The organism is Paenibacillus sp. GL_099_B, assembly GCF_057835695.1.
On record NZ_CM174430.1, the window covers coordinates 6,989,508 to 7,001,678 of the forward strand.

Sequence of the window (12,171 nt, forward strand, 5' to 3'; positions counted from 1 at the left end):
GAGGATCTAGCGATAAAAGATTTAGAAATAATAAAACCTGTTCTTCCTTATAGTGACTAAGTATGCATCCGGATTAAAAAAGGCCTATCTACGATCTTATAGGACGCAGGTAGGCCGCTTCATTTAAAAATTGTCTCGAAGGGCAAGGAAGTTATTGGTTTACCCAAGCTTTCAAGCCTTCTTCACTAATATCTATAGGTGCCTGTTTTGACATGTAGTCAGCGTTTGCCAAAGGGAATGCATAACCCCCAGCAATAATATCACCATGTCGTCTTCTAAGGGATCCTCCTCTTTCAATCAGAAGAATTAGAGGTTCGTACAAATCATGGAATTCCAATGCAATCTCATTTCCAGTATCCTGCAAGTTCAACCACTCTAGATAAGCTTCACACGTTCCTTTCATAAACGTATTTTTTAATCCTGCCAACTCAGGACACTTTTCTGATATACCCAGATCACTATCAATTCCAATTGCATGAGAAGCTTTAAAAAAAGGATACGGTGTTTCTAGATCATATAATGTAATTAGCACTGCTGCCCGTCTTATATACTCTTGTATTAGCGCCATATGTGAAGGCTCGTCTACAGTACCAGATAGATTCCAATCTATATTATTTATTCTCTCTATTCCTTTGGAAAAATAACTCATCATTTGCCTCCACTGTTCCGAGTTGTTATTTAGTATTTTACGATTATTTAAAAGGATCGAAGCCTTCAAAGCTACCATACTCCGGTTGCTCAGGTGCCTTTCTATGTGCGCCATCATTCGGAGGTTGATCAGTATACGTTCTCTTATCATCTGACCATGACTCTATACGTCTGTACGGAATTCCATCCCTCATTAATTTTGCTTCAGTAAGTTCATGATCAGCTAATTGTTTAAACCAATCCTTCTGTGCTTGATTGAGTTCTTTTTTCTGAGCTAATTGCCATGCATATGCTATTTCATCGTCAGGTGTGAAATATTCTTTTTTGATCAGAATGCCTCCTGCTTTCGGAATTTCATGTTTCTCTAAGAATAAATGTTTCTTTAAATTTGTAATGTCTGAAATATTTAAGCCTGTATTCTTAGCAACATCAGGAACATCCTCTAATTGGATATTCCTGATTTTATCATATGATTTCATACCATAATCTGAAATGCTATCTTCGAAGAGGATAAGTTCATCCAACTTGTTAAACGAAGAATTCGGCATGTCATCTTTATTGATTCTTACTACTTTATTATCATGTGTAACAATTTCAGAATAATTATCATATACCGTCACCTTTTTAGCATGTTTACGAATATCCTGTACATTATCCCCAGTGACTATTTTTCTTATCGCATTTTCTGTTTCAATGTTAAGTTTTCTTAATACCTCTGTAGCTTTACCCTCTATCTTACCATTCTTAGCCTTAGCAGCCTCAATATGCTGCTTAATTTTCGCCACAGCAGGATTAGAAGCAGGCAATCGATAAGGCCCTTTACCACCCGGCATACTCCCGCGAACCATCTGAATCGCCATGAATATCTGGCTAAACTTCAGAGAGGTCACCATCATCTGAGCATATTTATCTGAAACAGGCTCTCCTGTCGTAGGATGAATGCCCATCTCAAACGCCTTGATCTGTAAAGCAAAAATATCTTCCCCAGGCGGTTCAACGTTCACAGCTTGCATGCGATTGAAATTTAGATCTCCCTGATCCCTCTCATAAGCCTGAAGGGCAGCCTGATCCGCAACACCATTCTCGTTTACAGGCATCCATACCAATTTACCAAACATATTGACTTGCGCCATCCGATAGCCCTTATCACCCGAATTTGAATCACCTGATGATTTGGTCATCATAGCTGCGGCACCGACTGCTCCAAACGCACCACCCAGACTCCCCTTCTGGGCATCTGCATCCTGGAATCGCGTGGCGATATCCTTCAATTCCTTGGATGTGTTCACCATACTCTCCAGCGCTTTATCCAGTATAGGTCGTGACTGCTCGAACTCATAGTAAAATCGCTCCTGCGTCGCGCCCATCCACATCATCTGAACGAACATGATCTGTCTCGTCAAATCACTTCGTATGCTCTCCAACTGTTGTCTGGCTTGATCCACCTGATTCGATACGTGATGTAGTTGTTCAGGGGTAACTTTGATTGTACTCATACGTTTCTCCGCTCATTCGAAATAGGATTATCCTATGTTAGCAGAAGTGTAATATGTAAACTATCCGGCTAACATCCTGATTTGACCATGATAAGACACAAGCTGTGCTCCTCATCGGTGCTATGGTCCTATATGCATATACCCCCTTCAAGGCATATCCTACCATTTTCAGTAAACACCTCCCCTACTTCATTTCCTCCAACATCATCCTATACCGCCCGATCTGCTCCCCTGTCGCCTCTTCCCGCAATGATTCCAACAATGCCATGCACCTTATAAAATACCGATCCATCTCAAGCTTATACGCTAACCGAATCGCCTGCAAAATGAACTCCACGGCCTCCTGTGGTCTTCCCATCCACTGTTCATACAAAGCCCGCTGATAAGAGTAATGGTACATATCATCTTTGTTTGAAGAATCCATTTCTCTGCCATCGCCCTGTATCTGATCCTCAAACATATGTAATACCCGATCAACCTTCCACCTATACCGCACTGCTGCTTCCGTAATCACTTTCAGACCTGTCAGCCATTCCTCCGGATGCTCAAGCAAAAAGTTCACAGACTCCTCCAGCAGTTGCACCTGCCCGTCTTCAATCTCAAGAGCATACCGATTGACCTGTGCACGATGCCTAAACTCCTGCACTACCTGCATTCCCGCCTCATCCAACTCTTCCATCCACCCCAGCTCTGCATACTGTTCGATACACGCCCGCGCCTGATCCACCTGTCCCATCTTCTGGTGAGCCACGCCCAGCATCTGGAGGCTGAACCCGTGATAATAGATCAACGGATGCTCAGTATGGATGTATGGTAAAGGTAATCCCTTGGTACGGTGCTCCTGTCGCTCTTCATGAATGCACTGCACACATTGATATAACATGTCCGCCCTCTCCATCACCTTATTCCAATTTTCAAAAGCCACAGCCATGTCCAACATTTCTACAATAATGTCCGGTTTGAGTGATTTCAGGATAGATTTTCGCAAAAGAAGATCCTCCTCTAATAGAATAGAATTAGGTTATTAAACCAAGTCATTTATGCCTTGCATAAAGTATCCTATTTATTTCTTTTAGAAACTCCAAAGAAGTAGTACAATAAATCCAATATAGTACTTAATAGCAGTTTTTTCAACATATTTTACTGCCTTTATATCTCTGCTAAATACATCGATACTCTCCTAACCTTTAGGAGAGGTGGTTAATATGACAACATTACGGAATTCGGTAGGAGAACGGATTAGAGCAATTCGTAAGATGAAGGGTTTAACACAGCAGCAACTAGCAGAACTTTCAGGATTGGATGATGCGTATATCGGGTCGGTAGAGCGTGGAGAGAGAAATTTTTCAATTGACACAGTGGAGAAAATTATTATTGCATTAGAAATTCCGTCTGAAAACTTTTTTATATCTTCAGGAGAAATGACGGAAGAACAACTAGCCAGAATGAAGGCATTAGATGATTATTCTATTTTAATTAGTGATTTAAGCGAAGAAAAGTTAATTAAATTCACAAATGTGGTGAACGAAATCTCAAAACTTCTTGACTAACAATATCAATAACCGTTGCTAACTAACAACGGTTACTGATGAGTTCTAACTCTTATATTCAAATTACCCCATCCATCTCTACAAGAAAATTAATTAAATCTGTTTTACTAATTACTCTTGCACAGACTCCATGAGCATAAGCTTGAAACCAGGCCTGACCTTTATCCGATGTGAATGAGTTAAATATGAATCTACCATAGGAATCACACGGTCTCACACGATATATGCAATCAGTAATAGGTATATATCCACTTTTGACCATGGCTATATTTCCTATACATCTCTTTCCAACTCTTGAGACCAATATATCTCCTGGTTCTGCTAACGTTATGTTTTCAGGGAAATCCTCTTTTTTTGTTACATAATCAACGAAAGAATTATTAGAAGTAAAACTTGTAGTATGGAAATAATCCAGCTCTAATTGATCAAGATATTTTTTGGTTCTATTCCCCCTACAAATAGAGTCTGTAATCTCTCCCAATCTAATATTATTTTTATTTTGAGATTCAAGCCCTAGTGCCCAAAAATGGAAGTCAAAATCCATTCTGTGAACTAAGTCTTCTTTATTCACATACAAACTTTGAATAATATCCCCATCATTATTAGCTTTTGATAGTTCAACTTTAGTATTTGTTTTAATATTTTTTTGTATTATCAGTATATGAGTGCGAGCTTCAGTTTTATTAAAGATATTGTCTGGTAATTGAATTATACATTTGATATTGTGATTAAATAAGAGATCTTTCCTTAAATCATTATAATAATGATTCGTCATTACACTATCCGGTAAAATTATACCCAACTCTCGTCCATCTCTTAGAAACATTAAGTTACGAGCTAAAAAAACAATATCAGTGGTTATTTGTTTATTATTAAAACAGCTTTCTAATTTGACTTTTTTAAATAATGCTTTATCCTCCTCACTCATTGTATGTTTTAAATATGGTGGATTACAAATTGCTATGTCTATTGAGGAACTTTTAATATTTAGTTTTACATTTATATTATCTTCAAGCCCATTAAAGTTAATGACATCAACAAAAGGTAGATTTTTTTTTATATTTATAATTGAAGTGTCATCTATATCTACACCGTAATATCGGGCTTCATTCCACCTTTCAAAAGCCGCTAGACTTAATGACCCATCACCTATAGCCAACTCTAAAATTTTTTTAGGCCTTTTAATATCAAGTTTATTAATTAGTAGCCTTGATATTTTTTCTTGGGTATAATATCTAGCCAGAGTATCCATTTATACAAAATTCCTCCCATAATATTCTTGCATACTTTTTGTGAATTCTTTATATACCACTTTTTCCTTATTATCACATGAAGAATCAACAAATAAACTATAGTATTTTTTGAATGTCTTTTTATCCCTACGAAAATCAAAATACCATTGCTCGGTTCTTGATTTATAAGTTCTTTCTAGTACTTCACAGAACAAATAGTTATTTACCTCTTTAACTAAATTTTCACATACAAGTACCATTTCATTAAGATGCTCAAAGTTTATTTGTAATGGTTTTTCAAGAAACTTCCCATGCTCTGCTAAGCCTAACTCAATAGCATTATTTGATCCTAACAAACCAAAGCGATGAACTACACAGTGTCTAAGTTGACAAATTTTAGAGTACTCTTTAAAAACTGTATTTATAGTTGATATATTGTCGAGCTTTATTCCTGTAAGTTTTTTTATTGTTTCTTTTATGTTATAACCATTGGTAAATGAATATTCCTCAAGCAATGCTTCAGGCAACAAAAATTTATCGTGCGTAATAACCGCCCCGTATTTAAGATGTTGATTCTCACAAATTTTTCTCGATGATTCATCAACTATTATTATTGTTCTTATAATTTTTCTAACATAGCTTTCAACAGCCGATATACAACCAAGCAAAATCATATTCATGAGTTCTCTTGGTACAAGATCAATATTTTCTTCGTATGGTCTAAGCAAAGCAAATAAAGCACTTCTCTTTTCAATGAAATCGTCAATAGCAGACTTACGAGAATGGACAAATGTATCATCAAATATTCCATTTGTTGTAAAATTACTTGCTGAAGTATTTGAACTTAATAAATAGTTAAATTTAGCCATGACTATGCAAGGAACTCCTCTATAAGTTTATTAACTATATTTATAATTTTCTCAGCCTTTTTACGTCCGAACCCATGAGGTTTTCGTAGTTCATCACCTATATCAGAAATAGATAAAAAATCCTTTACAGTTTTAAGCTGTGTTTCTTCTTTAATTTTACTCTTTTGCCAATCCGTTAGAGGGATATCATCAATAGTTAGTTGCATACATTTTTCAAAAGAAGACTTAGAAATCAATTCAGATCCACATGCATGGCAAAATTTCTGGTTTTCGCTGAGACGATTCGCACCACATTTTGTACAAGGTGGTAAATCTAACTTTAAATTTCTTAGAGCTTCATTATCAAGAATATTATATATATTATCTTTACGAATCGGGTGTTTACTGTTTTTTCTTTTCAAAAACTGTATAATTTCTGATGAATTGAATCCCTTACTTCTCGAAAAAGCTCTCCTTTGAAATAAGAACATAATATGCGGAATGAATCTTTTGAATTCTCTATTCTCACCATGCTTAACGGGTGATAGCTCGTATAGCAGACCAGCTTCTATTAGGAATTTGATCATTCGATCTAGAGATTTGTCGTTGTAACTGCTTAGGCCAACAATAAGTTGTTTTTCATTTAGATTACTATCAACTAATTTTTTATTGATTTGTGTGACCTCATGGACTAATCTATCAAAAAAGTCCCAGCCCGTATCTATAATTGTACTGTATTGGTTTAGTTTTTGTTTAATAGAAATATATTCATCATTAAGGAGTTTGCATCTAGCATCTATTATAGTGTTGAATTTTTTCTGTTGGTTTCTCGAATCAGATTGCTCTAAATCTCTTAGAAGAGTTATAAATGCGCGAGGGTTCCCAAATGAGGCAAACCTAAGTAATTCTTTATAATTGCCATCTATTTTTACTTCATTGAATCTTTTTTCACATAATTGATTAATAAACTCCTCATACTCTGCTCCTTCAGGTTCAAACCACACATTAAAAGGATCTCCATCTTGTTTCAAATGAAATCTCGGCCCGTATTCAGTAGTCCCCGGGTATACTGAAGCCTTGGGTGAGATCTGTGTTGTTTTTAAACTTCTGAATACATCAAAAAACTCAACCATATATTCTTTAGTAAGTGTTAGAGCAGCATCATCTAGTAACAGTATAGTTCTTTTTCTGCCACAGCTTGAAGCTGAATCTATAATAAAATTAATTACAAATTGTATTGTTACATTATTTATAACAGTAGTATGCCAGTCTTCTTGAATATTTTTCTCAGATTGTGCTATGAATTTTTTGATTTCTTCTACTGATAATTGACCAATATAATCTATTTTATCTTCTTTTTTCAAACGTTCTAGTGAGTTTATACATCCTAATATAATCTTACATAGTACCCATGTATGAAATACAGTAATAGCTGCAGGGTTTTTAGATAATAGCGGCTCAAGATAGTAATACTTACTAAAAGAAACATATACAGGAAATGGTTTGGTCTTATCCTGTAGACTGCTGTTATAGGCTAACTTCATTTGATGTGTTTTTCCCGTCCCCCTTGGCCCAACTAATACTTTAGCCCCTTTTTCAAGCAACTTCCTTTGAATCGACTCGAAATAAGGTATATCCACATTCCACTTTAAAATATCATCATCTAATATATAATCTGCCCGTTCCTCAAAACCGTTATCTTCATACTCTATTTTATTCCTCAAAATAATCCCCCTATGTAAAAAATTTGTTAAATCGATATCGAAATCTCAATAAAGCTTCTGTATAAATTATACATAATATAAAACAAGACAGTATATAGATTTTTTTATGGCGTAAGATATTCGAACAAAGCCCATTTGGAGTTTTTAGGTTAGACCAATCAGGTGCACCCTCATATTACAGAATTCTACCTTCCATTATTGATTTTTGATTAAATACTAGACGAACTGATTCCGCTCAAACGCCGCAAACTCCACTCTGTTACGCCCATTCTGCTTCGCCTGATACAACGCCTTATCTACCGCAGCGAACAGCTGAATCAGATACCCTTCCGGGTTATCCGGTACATGCTCACATTCGAAATCCTCAATAGACAGAATTCCTATGCTAATCGTAATGGACACCTGTTCGATCTCATGATCCACCACAATGAGGTTCGATTCCACTGCTAATCTCACACGTTCCGCTATTTGTTGAGCCAACTGGCGTTCGGTATGTGGAAGGTAGATCATGAATTCCTCCCCGCCATATCGCGTTAGAATATCGGTACTCCGAATGGATTCTTTGACAGCCTGAGCCGTGCGATGCAGCACTTCATCCCCGATGACATGTCCGTAGCGATCATTGATCGCTTTGAAGTAATCAATATCCAGTAGTATGAGTGAAAACGGCGTTTTATATTGAATGTTGGTGATAACCTCGTGATTCAGATGTTGGGTCAGATAACGACGGTTGTAGCAGTTCGTCAGACTGTCCGTCAGGGCGAGTTCTTCCAGCTTGCGATTGGCCTCGGACAACTCCAGGCGAATCCGATCCAGGGCATGATTACGCTCCTGAAGCGTCTCATTCTGCCGATTCATTTCTTTGACATAGAAGCGCTCTTGAGAGACATCCTGGAACGTAAGGATATGACCAATGGGCGCGCGAGCAGCATCAACAATGGGAGACGCTTGGAGGATATAGTGACGGATGTCATCCCGCCCCACGAGTACTTCAATTTGAGACAAGGTATTGTCTTTTTGCTTATACTCCTCCAGAAACTTCTGGCGGCTGCCCTCAACACGAACAGAACCCAGGAATGCCTCCATATCAAAAGAATCCCCCACATGCAGATCCATGAAGGATCGGGAGGCTTTGTTCAATTCAATAATCATCTCATTCTCATCCAGTACAAGGATGCCGTAAGGAATGGTATTGATTACATCCTCATGGGCGATGGAAACCAGATCGAACACATTGTACCTTTTAATAACATAGACGAAGAAAAGGTCGGACACGAAAATCCCCAGCGAAGTCAGTCCGGGAATGATGAACGGTAAATACGCTCTTAGAACCACATTAAGCAGAGCATCGATTGTTGCAAAAGCAGCCAGCACGAATATGCCCCATAGCGTAACTTTCACCTGATTTTTAATCATGGAGGACGTTCGAGAAGAATAAAGTGCCCGGAACAAAATAAAGAGGGACGTTACAAAGTAACTCACGAGTATAGCCATGACAACCCAGAACCAGTGTCCATATTCCCGCTCGATATAACCGCCTTCCAGCGGAGTTACAAACCAGCCCCACGGGTTCAGGATCACGCCAACCGCTCCAATAACCGCAGGGATGAACAATAGGAAGGATCTTTTTTGGCCTAATCGTTCCGCTTCACCCGTAATGAAGATCGTAAGCAGCAGCCAACCACTCCCTAGTAAGGAAACGGCGACAAAAGATAACATAACATAGAACAACTGCAAGCCGGGGTCCTTCGTCAACGTACTCGCAAATTGACAGAATGGCCAGAGCATCATCAACCCATGAAACAAAAAGTAAACCTTATGTAAGTTCGTAATTCTAACCGTTGCAAAAACATATACGTATACACCAAACAATAGGACGAATAGAAAGAGATCATACCATACTAATGGGCTCACGAATCTTCTCCTTTTTGCATGCGACAACGAAGATAGTATTAAACTTGGTTATTCCTTAACGCTATGTGAACCTTCGATAAATCTATAAAAGATATTCCTATTTTATTGCTATTGGTTAATTTAACCACATCTTATCACACCATTAATGGGGTGAGTAGCCCATACAATGGCAAACCAACCAACCTCTGATTGAATTTTGCGCAATTTTTGCGTTTTTGTGAATGAAATTAAACGTTTGGATGCAAACCGGGAGGAAAGAAGTCCTTGTTAGCTGTCGTAAGAGGCAAGCAGGTACGTATGTAGAGCCCTCCGTCACCGGACGGCCCTCTCCTCATTCGTATACAGTAGCCAAAGGCAAATTGTCTGAGAACAAATCCGGATTATCTTGGAGCATGCCCGTGATCACTTCCGTCAACAAAGCCGCATCACACACCCTGACGACTGCATCGCCAAGCTGCCCCTTACGCATCGCACCTTTACGTTCAAGAACGTCATCCACTTTCCAAAAATGCTCTGACCACGACAATCCGCAATGTCTCCGGGAAGGCACCGAAATTTCGGTTCCATCGGGTAAAACCGTCTTTAACATCTCATGCCCGTCCGTTAATCTGCCCGGGATGTCGACCCATTCTTCGATACCATGGATAAACGTGTTCCGTTTCAGATCAATGCCGACCAAAAGGATGGTTGCCTTCCGATCAAGCAGCTTCCCCCAGGCCGAGCCTCTCGCACAAGGTGTATCGAAAAGATGATCGTCCTTCGTAAATGCTTCAGCATCCCGTCCCAGAGCAGCTACCGAATGTGTAGGGTGCCAAGAACGTACTACTTCAGGTCGTTTGCGAAATAGTTCAGGCAGAATACCGACGCAGCATGGCGAGGATTCCACGTGGAACATCGGATTGTCCGCATTGATCGTGGACCATGTATGCGTTGGCAATACCAGCAGTCCGTCCTTCATATACTCGGTCAATGCATCCAACACCGTATCCGCACCGCCTTCGACTTCGCCCATGCTTTTCATGGAAGAGTGAACGAGCAGCGTCCCTTGATCGTCAATGCCAAGCTGGCGCAGTTGGTGGAGCAAACTTTCTTGGGTATGTATCATTAATAGATAACCTCCTTTGGGCTATTATAGCAAAATAGAGCGTAGACGACGGTAATAACGTTATCCTTTGTATTGGAGAGAGCACAAGATCCGTTTCAGGCCATACACCATGCTCCTCACGGCAAGACAAAGGGCCGGGGAACCCCCCGGCCATAAGGAAAGAATTTGTATGAGTCCATCAATGAGACCATAAAATTCAAAACTATTTAATCACAACGTACTCCAGGTTCACCAATTTCGCATAGGTCACGATTTGATCAGTAGTCAGGTTCAAAGATACTACGGTATGGTGACCGCCGCCATTCTCGATCCAAGCTCTGACCCCATCCTGGAAGTTAGGCTTCACATTCCACAATACACGGGCTACCGGCAGATTAGGCGCTGGAACCGTCGGTTCAAATGCAGACACTTCGTTGATCAACAGTTTGTAATGCGTTCCGAAGTCTGCCATAGAAACCACGACGCCTTCTCCTGCTTTGCCATCGAATACGAGACGTGCAGGATCTTCACGATCGCCAATACCCAGTGGGGACACGATGATTTTAGGTTTGTTGCTGGCGAGTGTCGGGTCAACTTCAAGCATGTGGGATTGAAGGATAGCTTCTTGACCAGCCGCCATCTCGTACGTGTAATCCTCCATGAAGCCCGTATTTTCGTTGTGGGCCATGACTTTGAGCAGGCGATCAAGTGCAGCCGTTTTCCAGTCACCCTCTCCAGCAAAGCCGTATCCTTGGGCCATCAGGCGCTGCACTGCCAGACCAGGAAGCTGCTTCATGCCATGCAGATCTTCGAAGTTGGTGGTGAAGGCACTGTATCCGCCCTCGTCCAGGAAACGTTTGATCGCAATTTCATAACTTGCTTGTACACGTACACTGGCTTCCCAAGCTTCTTTGCTGTTTGTACCATAATCGAATTCATACAGTTCTGCATACTGAGCGATCAGATCTTCGATTTCTTGCTCCGTTACGGCATTCACGTACTGCACGAGGTCGCCGATACCGAAATAATCGACGGTCCATCCGAATTGGATCTGTGCTTCCACTTTATCCCCTTCGGTCACGCCCACGTTGCGCATATTGTCGCCAAAACGAGCAACCTTGATGTTGAAGCTTTCGTTATAAGCTACCGCTACGTCCATCCAATCGGCAACTTGCTGCTGCACTTCTGGACGTTCCCAGTAGCCAACGACGATTTTGTTTTGTTTTCTCAGGCGTGCATTGATGAAGCCATATTCACGGTCACCGTGAGCCGCTTGGTTCAGGTTCATGAAATCCATGTCGATTGTAGCCCATGGAATGCTTTCATTGAATTGTGTCGCGAGATGAAGCAACGGTTTTTGCAGCAATTTCGTACCCCGAATCCACATTTTCGCAGGTGAGAACGTATGCATCCAGGTGATTACACCCGCCACTTCGTCGCGGTAGTTCACTTCCTTCATGATGCTCGTGATTTTATCTGCGCTTACCGCCAAATCCTGCAATACGAGCGGGTATGGCAGAACGCCACTTGCATTAAGAGCATCCGTAATTTTCTGTGCGTTGGCTTTAACCTCACCCAGCGCTTCTTCCCCGTACAGATGCTGCGAACCTACGACGAACCAAAACTGTTTAGCTGCTGTTGCTGACATGTAATCATCCTCATTTCATTTTTATAG

General features: G+C 40.1%; 10 protein-coding genes. 1 reads left to right on the top strand and 9 read right to left on the bottom strand.

The window, feature by feature from the left end; genetic code table 11:
* Positions 1-151 precede the first annotated feature (151 nt).
* The 3 genes from AC3ITG_RS31725 to AC3ITG_RS31735 form a co-directional block, all read right to left on the bottom strand.
* Positions 152-718, bottom strand: a complete 567-nt coding sequence (locus AC3ITG_RS31725; protein WP_489252417.1) for a hypothetical protein — start codon at positions 716-718, stop codon at positions 152-154.
* On the bottom strand, positions 693-2,144 hold the full coding sequence (locus tag AC3ITG_RS31730) for a WXG100 family type VII secretion target (RefSeq protein ID WP_489252418.1): 1,452 nt from the start codon (positions 2,142-2,144) through the stop codon (positions 693-695). Before AC3ITG_RS31730 ends, AC3ITG_RS31725 begins: the two co-directional genes overlap by 26 nt.
* 184 nt (positions 2,145-2,328) lie before the next feature.
* Positions 2,329-3,132 carry a DNA-binding protein gene (locus tag AC3ITG_RS31735; RefSeq protein ID WP_489252419.1) on the bottom strand — a complete coding sequence of 268 codons (804 nt, stop codon included), beginning with the start codon at positions 3,130-3,132 and terminating at the stop codon, positions 2,329-2,331.
* Between the two features lie 217 nt (positions 3,133-3,349).
* Between AC3ITG_RS31735 and AC3ITG_RS31740 the strand changes: the two genes are divergently transcribed.
* Entirely contained in the window at positions 3,350-3,694 is a 345-nt protein-coding gene (locus tag AC3ITG_RS31740; RefSeq protein WP_339167819.1) for a helix-turn-helix domain-containing protein, read from the top strand.
* Positions 3,695-3,752: 58 nt separating this feature from the next.
* Here the strand turns inward: AC3ITG_RS31740 and AC3ITG_RS31745 are convergent, their stop codons facing one another.
* The 6 genes from AC3ITG_RS31745 to araA form a co-directional block, all read right to left on the bottom strand.
* Entirely contained in the window at positions 3,753-4,946 is a 1,194-nt protein-coding gene (locus tag AC3ITG_RS31745; protein WP_489252420.1) for an N-6 DNA methylase, read from the bottom strand.
* Entirely contained in the window at positions 4,947-5,795 is an 849-nt protein-coding gene (locus tag AC3ITG_RS31750; RefSeq protein WP_452560600.1) for a hypothetical protein, read from the bottom strand.
* A 2-nt stretch (positions 5,796-5,797) separates the two neighbouring features.
* A complete protein-coding gene (locus AC3ITG_RS31755) occupies positions 5,798-7,498 on the bottom strand; it encodes a zinc ribbon domain-containing protein (RefSeq protein ID WP_339167822.1) in 1,701 nt (566 codons plus the stop codon).
* Positions 7,499-7,714: 216 nt separating this feature from the next.
* A complete protein-coding gene (locus tag AC3ITG_RS31760) occupies positions 7,715-9,412 on the bottom strand; it encodes a histidine kinase N-terminal 7TM domain-containing diguanylate cyclase (protein ID WP_489252421.1) in 1,698 nt (565 codons plus the stop codon).
* A gap of 331 nt (positions 9,413-9,743) precedes the next feature.
* Positions 9,744-10,517, bottom strand: coding sequence for an AAC(3) family N-acetyltransferase (locus AC3ITG_RS31765; RefSeq protein WP_489252422.1), 774 nt, complete (start codon positions 10,515-10,517; stop codon positions 9,744-9,746).
* 202 nt (positions 10,518-10,719) lie between these two features.
* A complete protein-coding gene (gene araA, locus AC3ITG_RS31770; RefSeq protein WP_413030064.1) occupies positions 10,720-12,144 on the bottom strand; it encodes an L-arabinose isomerase in 1,425 nt (474 codons plus the stop codon).
* Positions 12,145-12,171: the final 27 nt, after the last annotated feature.